Source organism: Candidatus Zixiibacteriota bacterium, from assembly GCA_040753875.1.
GTDB lineage: Bacteria > Zixibacteria > MSB-5A5 > GN15 > FEB-12 > DATKJY01.
In genome coordinates this window covers 105557-122957 of record JBFMDV010000005.1, presented here as the reverse complement: position 1 = coordinate 122957, position 17401 = coordinate 105557, and the positions used below count along the sequence as shown (strand labels likewise).

15 protein-coding genes are annotated in these 17401 nt (G+C 57.2%); all 15 read left to right on the top strand.

Annotated features, from left to right (window positions below):
- Window positions 1-34 precede the first annotated feature (34 nt).
- Window positions 35-2002 carry a SpoIIE family protein phosphatase gene (locus AB1644_02040; protein ID MEW6049831.1) on the top strand — a complete coding sequence of 656 codons (1968 nt, stop codon included), beginning with the start codon at window positions 35-37 and terminating at the stop codon, window positions 2000-2002.
- 132 nt (window positions 2003-2134) lie between these two features.
- The gene (locus tag AB1644_02035) at window positions 2135-2530 is read left to right on the top strand and encodes an STAS domain-containing protein (GenBank protein ID MEW6049830.1); all 396 of its coding nucleotides are present in this window, start codon (window positions 2135-2137) and stop codon (window positions 2528-2530) included.
- Between the two features lie 38 nt (window positions 2531-2568).
- Window positions 2569-2817 (top strand): hypothetical protein, encoded by a 249-nt coding sequence (locus AB1644_02030; protein MEW6049829.1) that lies wholly within the window; start codon window positions 2569-2571, stop codon window positions 2815-2817.
- Between the two features lie 76 nt (window positions 2818-2893).
- Window positions 2894-4552 (top strand): GGDEF domain-containing protein, encoded by a 1659-nt coding sequence (locus AB1644_02025; GenBank protein ID MEW6049828.1) that lies wholly within the window; start codon window positions 2894-2896, stop codon window positions 4550-4552.
- 124 nt (window positions 4553-4676) lie between these two features.
- A complete protein-coding gene (locus tag AB1644_02020; protein ID MEW6049827.1) occupies window positions 4677-5678 on the top strand; it encodes a polysaccharide biosynthesis/export family protein in 1002 nt (333 codons plus the stop codon).
- 71 nt (window positions 5679-5749) lie between these two features.
- Window positions 5750-6874, top strand: a complete 1125-nt coding sequence (locus tag AB1644_02015) for a tetratricopeptide repeat protein (GenBank protein MEW6049826.1) — start codon at window positions 5750-5752, stop codon at window positions 6872-6874.
- Window positions 6874-7671, top strand: a complete 798-nt coding sequence (locus tag AB1644_02010) for a CpsD/CapB family tyrosine-protein kinase (protein ID MEW6049825.1) — start codon at window positions 6874-6876, stop codon at window positions 7669-7671. Before AB1644_02015 ends, AB1644_02010 begins: the two co-directional genes overlap by 1 nt.
- Before the next feature lie 45 nt (window positions 7672-7716).
- On the top strand, window positions 7717-8574 hold the full coding sequence (locus tag AB1644_02005) for an XrtA system polysaccharide deacetylase (protein ID MEW6049824.1): 858 nt from the start codon (window positions 7717-7719) through the stop codon (window positions 8572-8574).
- Window positions 8575-8717: 143 nt separating this feature from the next.
- Window positions 8718-9383, top strand: coding sequence for a hypothetical protein (locus AB1644_02000; GenBank protein ID MEW6049823.1), 666 nt, complete (start codon window positions 8718-8720; stop codon window positions 9381-9383).
- A gap of 92 nt (window positions 9384-9475) precedes the next feature.
- The gene (locus tag AB1644_01995; GenBank protein ID MEW6049822.1) at window positions 9476-9841 is read left to right on the top strand and encodes a LapA family protein; all 366 of its coding nucleotides are present in this window, start codon (window positions 9476-9478) and stop codon (window positions 9839-9841) included.
- A 5-nt stretch (window positions 9842-9846) separates the two neighbouring features.
- Window positions 9847-10941 carry a tetratricopeptide repeat protein gene (locus AB1644_01990; GenBank protein ID MEW6049821.1) on the top strand — a complete coding sequence of 365 codons (1095 nt, stop codon included), beginning with the start codon at window positions 9847-9849 and terminating at the stop codon, window positions 10939-10941.
- Between the two features lie 9 nt (window positions 10942-10950).
- The gene (locus tag AB1644_01985) at window positions 10951-11973 is read left to right on the top strand and encodes an SPOR domain-containing protein (protein MEW6049820.1); all 1023 of its coding nucleotides are present in this window, start codon (window positions 10951-10953) and stop codon (window positions 11971-11973) included.
- The gene (gene mutS, locus AB1644_01980; protein MEW6049819.1) at window positions 11970-14579 is read left to right on the top strand and encodes a DNA mismatch repair protein MutS; all 2610 of its coding nucleotides are present in this window, start codon (window positions 11970-11972) and stop codon (window positions 14577-14579) included. The genes AB1644_01985 and mutS overlap by 4 nt, the downstream gene beginning before the upstream one ends.
- Complete coding sequence (gene mutL, locus AB1644_01975) at window positions 14576-16414, top strand: DNA mismatch repair endonuclease MutL (GenBank protein ID MEW6049818.1); 1839 nt, start codon at window positions 14576-14578, stop codon at window positions 16412-16414. The genes mutS and mutL overlap by 4 nt, the downstream gene beginning before the upstream one ends.
- Window positions 16407-17348: a tRNA (adenosine(37)-N6)-dimethylallyltransferase MiaA gene (gene miaA / locus AB1644_01970; GenBank protein MEW6049817.1), complete on the top strand. Its 942-nt coding sequence runs from the start codon at window positions 16407-16409 to the stop codon at window positions 17346-17348. The genes mutL and miaA overlap by 8 nt, the downstream gene beginning before the upstream one ends.
- Window positions 17349-17401: the final 53 nt, after the last annotated feature.

The window sequence follows — 17401 nt, the reverse complement described above, 5'->3', positions numbered from 1 at the left end:
GATAGCTGAGGCAATCTCGGATACCTTCACCGGTATGTTCAACCGCCCCATCAAAGAGATCGACGCCGAATTCCCAGCTGAAGAGAGATATCTGGAGGGGATACGCCGGCTGGCGAAAGAAAGCTGCACAGCGGCCAACATGCCGCAGAAGGATACGGCATCAGTCCTGCTCGCACTCGAGGAAGGGGCGACCAATATCATTCGCCACGCCTACCTGTACGAAAAGGGGCTGCTGCGTTTTCGGATCGTCATTTACAAACGGCTCATCGCGTTTTCGCTGATAGATTCCGGCCGATCGTTTGAACCGCAGGGAGGCGGGCGGGTCGACCTCGCCAAGCTGGTCGAGTCCGGGCGCAAAGGCGGGCTCGGCTTTTACATGATCCAGAAGATCATGGATTCCGTGGAGTATATCTCATCGGGCGGCTACAACGAGCTGCGCATGATCAAACGGATCGAGAAGCCGTTTACGTCGGCGCCGCCGCTTCTCCGGCGCCTGTTCACGCTTCGGGTCAAGTTCTCGTTCTGGACCTTCTTCATCGTCAGCCTGATCGTGGCCGGGGCCTTTTACTATGTCGACAGCCGCACCACCCGGGAAGTGTATGCTCATCTCGATCAGACGGTCGAGGCGCTCGGCAAAACCATCGCGGATCAGGCGGCCGGGTACATTCTGAATCGGCGGAGCGATGTCGAGTTCGACGAATTGATCGTCAGTTACGTACGGTCCAACCCCATGCTCCGGCAGGTCGTCCTCACGGACAACGCCGGACTCATCATGGCGCATTCCGAGGACATCCGCAATATCCGCAAACCGTATCGGGTACCGGCGGAAGTGGCGTCCGATGCGATCGGGGAACCGGTCCGTTTCGAATCAGGCGGGGCGGGCATGAACTATGTCGCGCTGCCGATCAAGACGGGTGAACGGACGCTCGGTCTCGTTCATGTCACGTACTCGTCACAACAGATGCACACCTTGCTTGCCGATGCCAGGCGCAAAACGCTGGTGGTGACCGCCGGGCTGCTCTTTATCGGTATTTGCGGGATATACCTGCTTTCTAACTACTTCGTCAAGCCGATCGCCAAAATCACCGAGCGCGTGCGCCGGTTCTCATCGGGTGATCTTGAAACCGAACTGCCGTTGGAGGGAGCCGACGAGTTCTTCGAGATCAGTCGCGCTCTGAACGACATGATGACCCGGCTGAGCCGGGACCGTCGCAATGTTATCGAACGGGAGAAGATGGCCAAAGAGATCGAGGTCGCCTCACAGATCCAGAAGACACTTCTCCCGCAGCAGTTGCCACAGCTCCCCGGCATGGAGATCGAGACGTTTTATCGCGCCGCCTCAATGGTGGGCGGAGACCTGTACGACGTGTTCGCCATCGGCGAGGATCGATACTGTCTGGTGGTCGCAGACGTTTCCGGGAAAGGGGTGCCGGCTTCGCTAGTCATGTCAATGCTCCGCACGGTCATTCAGATCCAGGCCAAAAACGCCGTGTCGGTCCGCCAGACAATGCTGTCGGTCAATGATTACCTCGTGAAAAACGTCCCGCCTGGAATGTTCATCACGGTCCTAATGGTGTTGTACGATGCCCGCCACCGGCGCATCCATGTTGTCTCCGCGGGGCATACGCCGATGCTTTTTTATCGTGCTTCCAGCCGCGAACTGATCCGGGTCAATCCGGGTGGCATGCCGTTGGGCGTTGATGTTACTTTGGGCAAGGGGTTCTCCGAGGGACTCGAAGAGTTGTCACTTGATCTCGCACCTGGCGACCTGTTCTTCATCTACACTGATGGTGTCACCGAAGCCACCGACAACGAACATCATCAATACGGCTTCGACCGCCTGGCACGTTTCATGGCCGATCACTTGCGCAACGGGCACCCGCCCAGCCTTGGGTGGCTGTCGGCGGAACTGGTGAACGAGCTCGATTCCTTTTCCGGATTCGTCAAACAGGCCGATGACATCACGTTCATTATGGCTCAGGCTGTCCGCCAGTCGGACTGACCAGTGACTCATTACCCCTCCATTGCTCACTCCTGATCCACGAGCCTGCACCACACGATTTTGCTTGCGGCCATGGCAGGGTTGTGGTTGATTGGGCGGGTGAAATTACGGGCGGAAAGCGAATAGCGGGCGATGGAGTCTATCAGCATTTCGTTGTCGGAGAGCGGACCGGAACGAGCTGTCTCAGAGATCAGAGTAGATGGCGTCATCGACACGCTGACGGCAGGGGAACTTGAGGAAGTCATAGACTCGCTCCTCAAGCGGGGGCGCTATCGCCTCATTCTCGATCTGGCGGGTGTTGACTATATCTCCTCGGCCGGATGGGGGATATTCATTTCACACATCAAGGACGTACGGTCTCGCGGCGGTGACATCAAGCTGGCAGGTATGATCCCCAACGTGCGGGAGATATACGAGCTGCTCGAATTCGACAATGTCCTGCATGCTTACCCAAGCATGGATGAGGCGCGCACGACGTTTGATTTCACTGCTCCCCACGAAGAACCAAAAAAAAAAGCCGGGAAGTAACTCGGCTGACCGTTATTGAGACGCTCAGTCAGGCGAGCTTGCCGCACCATGAGGCGAGCGTCTCCTTTTTCGACGATATGGCCGAACCGGCCACATCCGATCTGGATACTCGCGTTCTTCGCTTAGTCCGGCAGGATCCCTTTGCCACAATCGCCGACCTTCGTCGTGAGCTGAATCGGGCGCCGAATGCGCCACTGGTGAGCTGGTGGCGCATCTTTGGCGTCTTGCGACGGCACAAGTTGCTGCTCAAACGTTCCCGTTTTCGCTATGCCCGTCGCCGGGTGTAAGTCCTTGTCGAATTTTAGATTGACAGCGTGCACCGAGCCGGTATATTACTTGTAGAGTCGGAGAGTGATCACTCTGATGGACTTGGCACTCGACACCCAATTGGCCCTTATCATCCTACTGGGCATCCTGGTGGTGGTGCTGTCGTTTCTGCTTTTCACCCGAATCCGCGCCGAGAAACAGCGACAGTCCGCTATCGAACGGATGGATGTCGCCCAATTCATCGATTTTTTGCGTACCAACAGCGTTGAAGGTACGATCCAGGTGGTTGCCGGCAAAGTATCGGAACTCCTGAAATCCACCTTTGCATGCGAACGCATAGTCTTCCTTCGCAAGCAGCGCGGATTCCTTGAATTGAACTACTATCACGGCATCCGGAGGTTTAATCGGATCGACTTCCGCATGCGATTTTCGCCGGCCATAGTCGAGCGTGTGCGTGACAGCTTCGCCCCTCGTTCAGTAACATCGCTCAGCGCAGAGCTCCCCGACCTGCTGGCCAGTCGTCTGAAGGAATACGAACTGGACACCTTCTTTCCGATTTTCTGGCGGGACAACCTGTATGGAGTGTATTTCGTCAAGAACTCGCTCGGCACTATCACGCCGACATTCGCGTTGCTGGTGGCCGGGCTGGCGCAGTCGTTGTCGGCGGCGTATCACATCAAGTGGCACGAGACCCGCTACGAGAAGCTCCTCCAGAAGATGACCGATGAGGTGCAGCGCACTGCCGTGCCCACCGCCGATAGCAAGCGCATGTCTACGTCGATTCTCCGCCTGGTGCGACATCGCAATTCCGAGAGTCTGGTCCCCAGGCTCATGGAATCCGTGCAGCAGGAACTCGGCTTGAGCCGCCTGGTGTATTGCTACGAGCCGAAGGATGATCAGTCTGCGGTGCAACTGATATCGAGCGGCCTTCCTGCAAAGATGGCCGCACCTGAACGGCGCTGGTTCAGCGAATTGCTGAGCCGGATTGGACAGGAGGGGGTGGCCGAAATCGATACGCTGATATCCGATCACGAAAGCTCGCCGTGGCCGCGGCAAATGCGTGAAGCCGGTATCAAGTTTCTCACGCGATTTCCATTATCGCCCCGCCGATCCGGCTTGTTGGCGCTGAGCGGCGAGCGCCCTGCGGCCGAATTGGGACGACTGCTGGCGGCACTGCAGCACCCCACCCAGGAGTTGTACGACAACGCGGAACAGTTCGAGCAGGTCGAAGCGCTGTCGTACACCGACAACCTGACCGGACTGGCGAATCAACGCTATTTCTGCAAGCGATTGTCCGAGGAGATCGACCGCGCCCGAAGGTATCACCGGTCGCTGGCGCTGATAATCTTCGATATGGACGACTTGAAAGGGATAAACGACCGATTTGGCCATCAGGCGGGTGACACCGTACTTAGGCGGATGGGTCAGATACTACGCACGTCGATCCGCGCGATCGACATTATCGCCCGGTACGGTGGCGACGAGTTCTGTGTGATCATGCCGGAAGCCGATGGCGCCACTTGCGAGCGGTTCATGCAGCGCCTCCAGATTAAGATCGCAGGTTCGCGATTCATCGTTCCCGAAGCGGACCTCGAAATGAACTTCACTATTTCGCAAGGGGGAGCGACCTTTCCTGACCACGCTTCCGATACGGAGAAGCTCATTTTCATGGCCGACATGGCTCTGTTACGGGCGAAGGACATGGGCCGGAACGCCTGCGTCCTTTATAGCCAGGCTCTCCAGACCGAGAGGTAACTGGAACCACCGGGTGCACGTCTGTTTTAAGCTTTACAGGATGAAGCGAAACGGGCTATATTGCCGTGCCCAATGTGTGGGCATGGACGGCCGATTGAGGAGACTTTCGAAAACGAGGATACGTATGAGGTACATGGAGTTTGCGCGTTCGGTGTTGTTGGTGACCGCGGCGGCCCTGTGCCTGGGCATGTCGCTGCGGGCCGCCGAATACAAGATCGGCGCCGAAGATGCTCTGGAAGTAACGTTTTGGCAGGACAATCGCCTTAACAAGACCGTTCGCGTGGGGCAGGACGGCAAGATCACACTCGATATCATTGGACAGATCGATGCCGCTGGCAAGACGACAGTCGAGTTGCAAAACGACATCGTGCGGCAGATCTCCCGTCTTAATTCCAATATCTCGCAGGCTGTTGTGCGAGTCACTGAGTATAACCACAACTACGTTTTCGTCACCGGGCAGGCCCGCACTCCCGGCAAGCGGACCTTTGAAGAAATACCTGACTTGTGGACGATCATCAACGAAGCCGGTGGGGCTTCGGAGACCGGAGACCTGTCACGAGTTGCCATCATCAGGGGAGGCGAGGATGCGGGCAAAGTCGAGGTCGTGAATGTCAGCGCTGCGATCGCGTCCGGCCAGGTCGGGAAACTGCCGAAGATCCGCCGCCAGGACACGATCGAGATACCGCGGACGCCAGGAGGGCTGACGTCGCCTGACCTCGCCCAGAGCCAGGAACGCCGTAGTGTCGTATTCGTCTACGGAGCGGTGAATCGTCCCGGTCCGATCGAGTTCCAGCAGAATATGGATATTGCCGAAGTCATCGCCGCAGCGGGTGGCGAACGCGCCGATGCCGATTTGAAGCGCGTAAGAGTATTGACGAAGGACAACAACTTCTATAGCCAATCGTTTCAGTACGATCTGGAGAAGTATTCAAAATCAGGGAAACCTGCCCGCTATACCATGCGTAAAGAGGACGCGTTTATCGTGCCGGCCAAACGTGGTGGGTTTTTGGGGCTGCGGCTCGACGTGCAGACGCTGGCGACCCTGGCCACCACGACCACCACGGTCATCCTGTTGATAGACCGACTTGGTCAAAACGACCGCGGCACGACCGTCAACGTCCGCTGAGAGGAGCAGCGCGGATTCAAACGCCTCGAATGTGTGGAAATCCTCGGGGATGCCGATGAGTGAATGGCAGTATGGAAACCTATCGACTGAGCAGTAAACTTCGCGAGAAGGACAAAGAATACCTGATCCAGACGGCCAATGATGCCAACCTGGGGCTCGTGGCCACGACCATTTTCGTGGACGGCATCCTCACTGAAACCACCAATTGTCCCCATCCGGATGACATCCGACCGCAGGAAGTGCTGTCGCTGGTGAAGGCGTCGCACGAAGAAAAGAAAAAAGAGATCGAAACACTTCTGCAGTCGTACCGGCGGGTTCTGGAGTCCGGCGAGGCCGAGACGATGCATCACCTCGGCACGGCGTTTTATTATAAGGGGTTCTATCAAGAAGCACGCGAGCTGTTTCGGGCTGCGACGTCGATCGACCCCAACCATCACCAGGCGCTCAATCAACTGGCTCTCACCGAGCTGGCTCTCGGGAATGTCCGTACGGCGATACTTGCGGCGCAGGCTGCGGTGGCGAAACGCCCGCGATATGCAGACTACCATAATAATCTCGGCGAGTCTTTTCTGGCCGATGGCGCCTGTCATAAGGCGATCATGGAATTCGAGGAGGCGATCAGCATCAATCTGTATTATGCCGATGCCTATTTCAATCTCGGGCTGGCTCAGTTGCTCAACGCCCAGGCGTTCCCCGATCGGGAACAGACCCAGGACCGGATCGCACGTATGACCGACTGCTTCTACAAAGCGTCACTCATCAACACCGCCTATCAGGGGCAATCGCTTGACGAAGGTCTGGCGGCGCTGAAAGACGGTGATCTCAATCGGGCGTTGCACACATTCAAGTCCATCAGAGAAACGAAAAAGGAGCACCACCGACAGGAATTCGCGGGCTTCCATATGAAGTTGATCCTGTTCCCGGAGTGGGCTTCGGAAAAAGCCGTGACGGACCGCATCGAATTTCTGACCCAGGAGATCAGGAAGAACCCGGCGTATGTGGACCTTCAGGCGGAGCTCGCCCAATGCTACCTCGAGCAGGGCCGGATCGCCTGGCAGAAGGGCGTCGAGCAGTATAAGCAAGCCGCCGATATCAACCCTTCGCTTGCAAACCTTCAGACCGCCCTCGAGCAGGCCCAGGCACTCTACGGCCACTTGTGTGCCACGGTCAGTACCATCTCGGAGAAGTCGAGCTGATGGCCCATCATACGATCTCTATCATCGATTTCTTCAGTCTCGAAAGCGCTCTGGCGACTGAATTTCGACGGCTTCTGAACACGCTGCAGAATCCTTTGCACGATCATGAATTGAAATCAGTGCTGGTAACCTCGGCCATGTTGTCTGAAGGCAAATCGACCGTGTGCGCGTTTCTGGCGGTTACTGCAGCCAAAAAGGGTCTGCGCACGCTGCTGGTCGACAGCGACCTTAGGCGACCCAGTCTCCACAAGCTGTTCGTCATGCCGCGGGAGTTGGGACTGGTTGATGTCCTGGCTGAAGGGGCTGCAGGAAAGAGTGTGGTCAAAAAGACCAGCCTTGATAAGCTTGACCTGGTGACGGCCGGCAAGGTGGTGGCGCATCCGGCCGAAGTGTTTGACGCCCCGGCGATCGGTCGCCTGATTGCAGAAATGAAGTTCTACTACGACCTCATTGTCGTTGACTCCGCGCCCATTATTCCGGTGTCTGACCCGATGCTGCTGGCTCCGGAAATGGATGGTGTTCTGATAGTGGTTCGGGCCGGTTCCACCCAGCGGGATGTTGTTCACCGCGCCAAGGAGATCATGGGAGCTGCTACCAACCGGGTGCTGGGAATCGTCTTGAATAACGCCGAGAACAGCCTGCCGTACTACTACGATCAGGGGTACTATGGTTATGATTACGGGCAGAAGGCTCCGGGCGGCGGAAAGTCCGGCGTCAGGAACAACTCCAGGAATCACAACGGTTCCGAATCTCGCAAGGCGGCTCCGCCTGACGAGAAGAAGAAAGTCACTCCCTGATCATCCGCACCGTCGGTCGCGAACAGTTCTGGCCAGGTGATCGTCATGCTGAATCTCCTTACTGTTGATCTCGAAGAATGGTTTGTTGTGGAGGCACTTTCCGGACGCCACGAATACGACCAGTGGCCCGAGCTCCCTTCGACGGTAGTCGGCAACAGCCGCCGGTTGCTGGCGCTGTTTGAACACAAACGGGTGCAGGCTACCTGGTTCGTGCTTGGCTATGTGGCCGAGCAACATCCGGAGCTGATACAAGAGATCGTCGACCACGGGCATGAAATTGCCTGCCACAGCTATCGCCATTGCCGAGTTGACAAATTGTCGCCGGAGGAATTCCGGCAGGACACCTACCGGGCTGCCAACGCGATATTCGGGGCCGTAGGGTTCCGCCCGCGTGGGTACCGGGCACCCAGTTGGTCGATGGGACCGCAGTCGGCTTGGGCGTTCAAGGTCCTCGCCGAGTTGGGGTTCGCCTACGACTCGTCGATCTTCCCCATCAAGCATGATATCTACGGCATGCCGCACGGGCCTCGGGAGCCATTCAAGATGACCTTTGACGACGGTTTGACACTCTGGGAGATCCCCAACTCGACCTTCCGCATATTCGGTCGCAATCTTCCCTTGGCCGGCGGTGGATACCTGCGGCACTCACCGTACTGGTATTCCCGGTGGATGATCCACAATCTTAACAAGCAGAAGCTGCCGGCCATGGTCTACATTCATCCATGGGAACTGGACCCGGAACCGCCCCGGGTTGAAGGACTGAGTCCGGTGCAGCGTTTTCGCACTTACGGTTCCACCGCCATACTTGCCCGCAAAGTGGAGCGGTTGCTAAGCGAATTCGAGTTCACGACGATCTCCGATTACCTCGGCACCATCAGTCGCAAACGGATCGGGTTCGAGTAGCCGCCGTCAGCGTGCGCTATTCGCCCGCCGCTCCCTATTGGACTCGGGTCCGCCGACCGTGAAAGCCGAATAAACACTTGACGAATCCGTGTATAAGGTATGAACTTACGGTACTGGATACGCCAAACGAGGAGAGACACACGATGAGACGATCTATATTGATGCTGCTTGCGGTGCTCGCGGCGATGCCATCGGCTGATGCGGCTCGGAAGAAACCCTCAGCCGGGACCATCCAGGAGGGCGTGTACCGGGACAGTAAATACGGTTTTGAACTGAAAATGTCCGAAAACTGGAAGGCTATCATCAGCAAAGATGAGGACAACCTTCGGCTGGCACTGGTGCAACGGAATTACGGCATACCACCCCGATACCAAAACGCGCCCGATTATACGGTCATCCCGCGGATCGCGGTGTTTGCCGACACGAGCACGCTGGGAGCTGCGGCCATGCTGGATTCACTACTGAGTCAGACCTGTAAGTCGAAGCAGAAGAAAGAAATCCTGAAAGAATTTGAATTCCTTAATTTGAATGATATCATTCCGCGCAACAGGAAATTCACCCAGGTAGCAGGGGAAGCGGCGGTCGTCTGGGAGGGAACTGTCAAGTACGTCAAAGACATCTCGACCTCGACTTCCGATGTCGGCGGTGTTCGCGAGTCCGGAGCGTACGGTGGTGCTGTTATTACCACCAAGAAAGGTAACACGATCCTGCTCTTTCATCTTATGTGTGAAGACGATTTCTATAATGATGTCATGAAGGATGCCCTGGGAATCGTGAATTCCCTCTCGTGGCCAAAACCGACGGAGTGAGCTTGAGGGCCCGGGCGCAAATGAGATTGACCACCGACCACTCCAGCCGTATACTGGCGGCACGTTCCTGACGGCAGCTTACAGGAGGCGCTATGTGGGTCTTACGTGCAGTGTTGATCGTCGTCATCATCATTCTGATGGTGGCTTTCGCGTATAATAATTTCGGCCCCGATCAGAAGGTGGATGTCTATTTGCAGCCGTTTTTCCCGAATTACGTCGATGTCCCGCTGGTGACGGTCGTATTCTGGTCGTTCGTGGCCGGCGTCCTCTTGTCGTTGCTGCTGTTCATCACCATGTACGTCAAGCAGACCGTCGACGGTCACGCCGCACGCAAGCGGATCCGGGCGCTCGAGAGTGAAGTGGCCATTCTGCGGAACCGCCCGATCGAAGAGTCCGTCGAGTTGCTTCGCGGCGCGGACAGCCGGATAGTCGAAACCAAGTCACCGTTCATGGAGTGATGATCGTGGCCGAATCGCTGCTGTTGCTTATCGTCGTGGTCGCCGGCGCCACCGCTTTCTATCTGCTGTACGAGCGGTATTACAAGAAGTCGGTAACGCGGGATCAGTCACTGTACCTGGAGTCGTTGCGGAATTTGCTCGACGGCAAACATGAGGCGGCTTTCACCAAGCTGCGTCAGGTGGTGGCCGAGGACACGAGCAATATCGATGCGTACCTTCGATTAGGGCAGATCCTCCGGGAGCATAACCGTCCCGACCGGGCCCTGCAGGTACACAAGGACCTCACGCTCCGATTTGGGCTCTCCAAAACCGAGAAAATATCCATCCTGCAGCAGTTGGCGTCGGATTATATCGCGTTGAACGAGACGCAAACAGCCCAGGCAGCGCTGAAAGAACTGGTATCGCTCGACCCTGACAACCATTGGGCGTTCACACAGCGGTTGAAGATGGAAGAGAAAATGCAGCTCTGGGAGGAGGCGTACGAGTCGGCGGCACAACTTCTGAAGCTCGAATCGAACAAATCCAAGAAACCGTTGGCCCGGTACAAGTGCCAGCAAGCTGACCAGCTGTTCAAGAAGCGGGAGTATCACAAATCCCGTGTCGTGTACCGGGAAGCGATCGGCCTGGATCCGACCTGTGTGACCGCCTACCTGGCCGTGGGTGATTCGTACTACGAAGAAGAGCGATTTGAGGATGCGGTCAATTTCTGGATGAAGTTGATCAGTGCCGTGCCGGAACAGGCGCACCTGGTTATCGACCGACTCAAGAATACGCTCTTTGCCCTTGGGCGGTTCGGGGATATTGTGGAGATATGCCAGACCATACTCGAACACTCGCCGAAAAACCTCGAAGCGCGTCGCGCGCTGGCCGAGTTTTACCAGAAAAAAGGGGATCTGGAATCGGCCGGGGAGGCGCTCGAACAAATCCTCGATGATCAGCCCGATGACCCGGTGGCGGTGCTGGACCTGGTGCGCATCTATCTGGAGCAGGGGAATCATCCCAAGCTGATGGAGTTGCGGCGTAACCTTGACCGGCGCCGGGAGAAGCTCAAAGGCACATCTCACACTCGACCGCAGACCGTAACCACACCCGGTCGCTGACCCTGGCATATGGTGACGACGCGGGTGATCATCGTGGCACGCGCGCTGGCTTGGGCGAGCCTTTTCGCCGCGCTGGCGACTCCCAGTCTCCTCGGGGACGATCCCTATTCATTGATCAGGAGGGGGCACCTGGCCGAAGCGGCCGACTCACTGTCGGCCGTGACGAGCGCTGCCACCCGGGACGGCAATCTGCTTTTTTGCCAGAGTCTGCTCGAAAAGAACGGTGCCGACGCCGCCCGCACGATGCAGGCGGCGCTGGATGCCTCGGCCAACCCGCGCTATCAAGAAGAGATTTACCTCGGTCTGGCGCAGTACTACTTTATCAAGCAGGACCCGCAGCAGGTCATCAGAGTGGTCGGCGAATATGTTACTCGGTTTCCGGCCAGCAAATATCGTGCCGTGCTGCTCCGCTATGCTGTTGCCGTCGACGAACAGAGCCGGAACTACGACGCGGCGCTTAAGGAGATCGACCGCTATCTTCTGGCGTATAAGGACGGCGATGATCGTCAATGGGGGCTCATCGATAAGGCGCGCATCATGCAGGCCAACGACAAGACAATCGGTAATCTGAATATGCTCAAGAAACTGTCTCAGGAGCGGTCCGGTCCCGGAGTGCCTCTAGCGCTGTTTGCCCTGGCAACAGTTGCGGCAGAGCAGAAGCGCACTGACGAGGCCGTGCTGAACTACAATCTCCTCCGCGACGAGTTTCCCAACGCTATCGGCATCGATCTGTTGGAGGAACAGATCGGCAAACTCCCGCCCGCGCAGCGTGATCAGACCCGCGCCGAAGTGGTTACCGGCACCTACTACAGTGTCAAGGCAGGCGTGTTTTCGTCGCCCGACAACGCGCAGAGTTTTGCCGCCCGCCTCAAGGAGTTCGATAAGCAGGTTTCGGTGGTCGTCAAGACCATCTCGGGAAAGACGTATCACATCGTCTATGTAGGCCGATTTGGAACGTTTGAGTCCGCCGGTCAGCTCAAAGAAAGACTGGAGAAGTCCTTCGATGAGACCTTTCAGGTGGTGGCGCGATGAGCGCTCAGGGGGACCAACAGAACTCCTTGACTCCCTTGATGCGCCAGTACCACGCCGTCAAACAACAACACCCCGACAAGATCCTCCTGTTTCGCATGGGGGATTTTTATGAGATGTTCGGCGACGACGCCGTCAAGGCGGCGCCGATTCTTGGCATAGCTCTCACGTCCCGCGCGCACGGCAATTCCGAGCGGATCCCGCTGGCGGGCGTTCCCTATCACGCCGTCGATCGGTATCTGGCCCGGCTTCTGGCCAAAGGGGAGAAAGTTGTGGTGGTCGAGCAGGTTGAAGACCCGAAAACGGCCAAGGGGATCGTCAAGCGGGAGATTGTCGAGATCGTGACCCCCGGCACGGCTACGATCGACCTTCCCGATCCAGCCTCTCAGCCGCTGTGTCTGGCGGCGCTGTTTGCATCAACGGACAGAAAGCTCGGCATTGCCACACTGGACTTGAGTACCGGCGCGTTTCAGATCGATGAGGGACCGCTGCCTGATATGGTCGAGCGATTGCGTGTGGCGGAACCATCGGAATTGCTCTTTCCCTCGGAATTGGGTCGTGAGCATGTTGCAACAATGATCGGCGTGGCCAAAGACTCGCCGATGCTGACCACGTATGAGGATTGGAATTTCGATCTGGCGACTGCGCGGCGGGACCTGAATAATCAGTTCGGGACTGCGACACTCGATTCCTTTGGTGTGGACCATTGTCATCTCGCCCTGACTGCAGCTGGTGCGATCGTCAGATACCTCAAAGAAAACCACCGCGAGAAGCTGGGGCACCTGACGCGATTGAACCGGTTCGAGGAAGCCGAGTTTATGACGCTCGATTACAGTTCGGTCCGCAATCTTGAACTGGTAAGAAACCTGACCGATGGCGGCGACAGTAACACGCTTCTTTCAGTTGTCAATTTCAGCCACACCGCAGCGGGTGCGCGACGCCTTCGACAGAATCTGCTTCGGCCTTTCCGCACCAGGCAACGTATCGAAACCCGCCTGTCCGGAGTCACGGAGCTGGTCAAAAATCGCGATCTCTGCGGCAGTATCAGAGAAAAGACAAAACAGCTTCCCGATCTGGAGAAACTGAACGGCCGACTCGGCATCGGCCGGCTCAATCCCCGACAGATGGTTGCCGTTCGCGACGCGCTCACGACGGCACGCACGATCAAGCAGATTCTGGCCGATGCTCGCAGCCGGCATTTGGCCGATATCGGTGGCAAGCTTCCGGATCTGGAAGCTGTCATCGAACGGATCGGTCGCGCTCTCGTCGATGATCCGCCGGTGGCTGTGAATAAAGGGGGCATGATCCGACCGGGGTTCTCCGACAAGCTGGATCAGCTGAATGACTCAATCCGAGAGGCGCGGCTCTATATCGGTTCTCTGCAAAAGTCAGAACGAGAACGGACCGGTATTGCAACCCTGAAAGTCGGGTTCAATCAGGTGTTCGGCTATTACATCGAGGTCACCCGTACCAACAGCGGCAATGTGCCCAACGAGTACATCCGCAAACAGACACTGGTCAACGCCGAACGGTATATCACGCCGGAGCTCAAAGAGAAGGAAGAGTTGATCCTGGCCGCCGAGGAGAAGATCAACCGCCTGGAAGGGGAATTGTTTCAGGAATTGATCGACTTCCTGAATCGCGGTATCGTTGATCTGATCCTCACGGCAGAGCTTTTGGCCGAGATAGATCTTGTCTCCGCGCTGGCCGAACTGGCGATCAATCGAGGGTATTGCTGTCCCACGTTGTTCGATGACACGCGGCTTACCATTGTGAACGGCCGACACCCGGTTATCGAAGCGGTGCTGCCACCCGGCTCGTTCGTAGCGAACGATATCGCCCTTGCCACCGACACCAACCGCATGCTCATCCTGACCGGACCGAACATGTCCGGGAAGTCAACCTATTTGAGACAGATCGGGTTGATCGTGATTCTGGCGCAGATCGGCTCCTACGTTCCCGCCGACACCATGGAGCTCGGGCTGGTCGATCGAGTCTTCACCCGCGTCGGCGCACTCGACAATCTGGCCCGCGGTCAATCCACCTTTCTTGTCGAGATGGTGGAAACGGCGAACATCATCAATAACGCCACCGAGCACTCGCTGATTCTGCTTGATGAAGTTGGCCGGGGGACGTCCACGTTTGACGGTCTTTCGGTGGCGTGGTCCGTGGTCGAACATCTCAACGAGCATGCCAAAGCCCGGACCGTGTTTGCGACGCATTACCACGAACTGACCGGCCTGGCGGAGATATATCCGACAGTCCACAACTTTCAGGTCAGCGTGAAGAAGTGGGAAGACAAGGTGGTATTTCTTCACAAGATTATCCCGGGCGGGTGTGATGATTCTTACGGTATCGAAGTCGCCAAGCTGGCGGGGTTGCCGCGTCCCGCGATCAATCGGGCGAAGCAGATTCTCAGGCTGCTGGAGTCCGGTAAGTTCACCCAGAGCGAGCTGGGGAAGGGGCTGTACAAGGAGAAGATCCAAACAACGTTGTTCGAGCCGCGCATGAGCGAGGTGGAGAAAAATATCGCGGAACTTGATCTTGACCAACTCAGCCCGGTGCAGGCGTTTGACCTGCTCAGGCGATTGAAGGAGCGTCTCTTGTGAGCAGCACTGGAGCCCAGCGGGTCCGCACACCGATTCGTCCGCTACCGGAACGCCTGATCAATAAGATCGCCGCCGGTGAGGTGGTGGAACGCCCGGCGGCGGTGGTCAAGGAGCTTGTCGAAAACGCGATCGATGCCGGCGCCACGCGGATCGATATCATCATAGACAAATCCGGCACCCGGCTGATCAAGATCGTCGATAACGGCTGGGGGATTCCGGATGACCAGATCGAAATCGCCTTTTCGCGGCATGCAACCTCCAAAATCTCCAACTTCTCCGATCTTGATCGGATCGTGTCGTATGGTTTCCGAGGCGAGGCGCTCCCATCGATTGCCTCTGTCAGCCGCATGCGGATGGTGTCGCGGACGCCCGAGGCATCGTCGGCCGCGGAGATTGTCTATGAAGGGGGCGTGCTTGAGTCGCACCAGCCGGTGTCCTGCCCGCCCGGCACTACGGTCGAAGTCGAAAATATCTTCTACAATACGCCGGCGCGGCGCAAGTTTCTCAAAGCGGAAACCACTGAGGCACGCCATATCTCGCGCGTAGCCACCGCGCTCGCGCTCGGGCGGCCCGATATCGGCTTCTCCTATTCGCTGAACGGCCGCACTATTTTTGCCCTGCCTCCGTCGCAAGATCTCGCTTCACGCGTGTCTGGTGTGTTAAGTCTCAAGAGCAAGATCGTCAAGGTTGACGGCGCGACTGAGGCTGTGAGAATCGCGGGGTTTGTGGGCACGCCGGACACGGCGACGAACAATCGCTGGGGCCACTACCTCTTCATAAACGGTCGATTCATTCAATCCCCCACTCTGTCGCATGCCATCAGTGCCGGTTATGGCGAGTTATTGCCGCGAGGCCTCTACCCGGTGGGCGCTCTGCTTCTGTCAGTCGAACCAACCGAGGTCGATGTTAATGTCCATCCGGCTAAGACCGAGGTGCGGCTCGCCAGAGAGCGGGAACTCTATGCCGCTATCATGGAGAGTGTTAAGAAGGCTCTGGCGCAGGACGGGATCATCCCGATGTTCGCAACCCGTTCGCATGCGCCGTCCGGACACTTGGAGCAGAACAGACCGACGGTGATCCCGGGCATCGGCTCACACCCGATCTCAAGCCAGGAACAGCTCAACGAACTTTTCCGCCGCCCGACAACAGCCACGAGCCTTAGCCTGCCGTCCATCGTGCATGTCGATACGCATACCGGAGAGATCATCGAGCAATCGACGCCCAAGCCGCCCGCGCCGGACGCTGCCAGACCGAGCGGGCCCACGGCCGGTGTCAGATTAGTGGGGCGTTTTGCCGATCTGTATTTGTTGCTGCAGGCCGGAGATGACCTCTATATCGTCGATCAGCACACGGCGCACGAGCGGGTTCTGTACGAGGATACGCTGCGAAGGATCGATCGCCAGGCGATGGTCGGTCAGCAACTGTTGTTGCCGGTGCAGCTCGAATTGAATCCGGAACAGTTCGGGGTCTTTGGCGAAGTACGAGAACTGCTGAGCCGGTCCGGTTTCTCCGTTGAGGAGTTCGGCGGTCGGATGGTGCAGATCGAGGCTATCCCGTCGGTTTTGTCGCGAAAGTCCCCGGAGCGCATGCTACTCAAGGTGATTGATGACCTGGTCTCCATGCGAAGGTCCGGGCAGGATCTGAAAAAGGGAATGGCCCAGTCGATAGCCTGCCGTGCTGCGGTCATGGCCGGAGACCGACTGAGTGACCAGGAGGCCGTGGTGCTCCTTGACCAGTTGCTTACGTGTGAGAACAGATATTCGTGTCCACACGGCCGCCCGACCTTCGTCAAGTTGTCCCGCTCGGAACTCGACCGGCAGTTTGGCCGTGCCTGATTTCCCGCCCATACCGATCATTTGCGGACCTACCGGGTCCGGCAAGACCGCCGTCGCAGTTGTCTTGGCCAACCAGTTTCCGCTTGAGATCGTCTCGGCCGACTCACGCCAGATAATCAAGCACCTGGATATCGGCACCGCCAAACCTACGATCGAAGAGCAGCTGCGCGTCCGTTTTCACCTGCTTGATCTGGTGGAGCCAGGAGAGCGGTACAACGCCTACAGGTTCATAGTCGATGCCGAAGCGGCGATCGGCGATATACGCGCGCGACAGCGTTTGCCGATTGTAGTCGGCGGAACCGGCCTGTACCTTCGAGCGCTCACGGAAGGGGTGATCGAAATTGAACAAGACGACATGCCCGTTCGCGAGCAATTGGAAAAAGATCTGGCTCGGGTCGGTGCGGAGAAGATGCACGCCCGACTGCGGCAGATCGACCCACTTGAAGCGGCACTGGTTCACGCCAACAACACTGTTCGTGTCTTGCGGGCACTGGAGATTTTCGAACTCACCGGACTGACCAAGTCACAACTGCGAACTTCGTCGAACCATCGTCATCCAAAGTATACCTACGAATATTTTTGTCTGCTGCCCCCTCGCCAACACTTGTACGACATCATAGACCGGCGGGTAGACCAGATGATGGCGTCGGGACTATTGAACGAACTCGAGCGTTTGGTGTTGCAAGGCATGAAGGACGCAATCAGACGGTCCAATATTATCGGTTACGATGAACTCCTGGATTTCCTCGATGGGCGTCTCACTATTGACGAGGCAGTGAGTTTGATGAAGCAGTATACCCGGAGATATGCCAAACGACAGATGACCTGGTTCCGCAAACAAACAGGCTGCCTGTATTTCGGTGAACCAGGGCTACTGATGGACGCCGTTGCAGGACGATTGACCACTCTCTGGTCCGAAAGGGAAAAAACTTGACACTATTTTACAGTACCCGTTATATAGCAAGGGCTTAGCCGTGGCGCTATAAA

Excerpts from the sequence above, each read along its gene's own strand:
- AB1644_02040 (MEW6049831.1), top strand. The coding sequence starts at position 35 with ATGTTCAACCGCCCCATCAAAGAGATCGACGCCGAATTCCCAGCTGAA.
- AB1644_02035 (MEW6049830.1), top strand. The coding sequence starts at position 2,135 with ATGGAGTCTATCAGCATTTCGTTGTCGGAGAGCGGACCGGAACGAGCT.
- AB1644_02025 (MEW6049828.1), top strand. The coding sequence starts at position 2,894 with ATGGACTTGGCACTCGACACCCAATTGGCCCTTATCATCCTACTGGGC.
- AB1644_02020 (MEW6049827.1), top strand. The coding sequence starts at position 4,677 with ATGAGGTACATGGAGTTTGCGCGTTCGGTGTTGTTGGTGACCGCGGCG.
- AB1644_02015 (MEW6049826.1), top strand. The coding sequence starts at position 5,750 with ATGGAAACCTATCGACTGAGCAGTAAACTTCGCGAGAAGGACAAAGAA.
- AB1644_02010 (MEW6049825.1), top strand. The coding sequence starts at position 6,874 with ATGGCCCATCATACGATCTCTATCATCGATTTCTTCAGTCTCGAAAGC.
- AB1644_02005 (MEW6049824.1), top strand. The coding sequence starts at position 7,717 with ATGCTGAATCTCCTTACTGTTGATCTCGAAGAATGGTTTGTTGTGGAG.
- AB1644_02000 (MEW6049823.1), top strand. The coding sequence starts at position 8,718 with ATGAGACGATCTATATTGATGCTGCTTGCGGTGCTCGCGGCGATGCCA.
- AB1644_01995 (MEW6049822.1), top strand. The coding sequence starts at position 9,476 with ATGTGGGTCTTACGTGCAGTGTTGATCGTCGTCATCATCATTCTGATG.
- AB1644_01985 (MEW6049820.1), top strand. The coding sequence starts at position 10,951 with ATGGTGACGACGCGGGTGATCATCGTGGCACGCGCGCTGGCTTGGGCG.
- mutS (MEW6049819.1), top strand. The coding sequence starts at position 11,970 with ATGAGCGCTCAGGGGGACCAACAGAACTCCTTGACTCCCTTGATGCGC.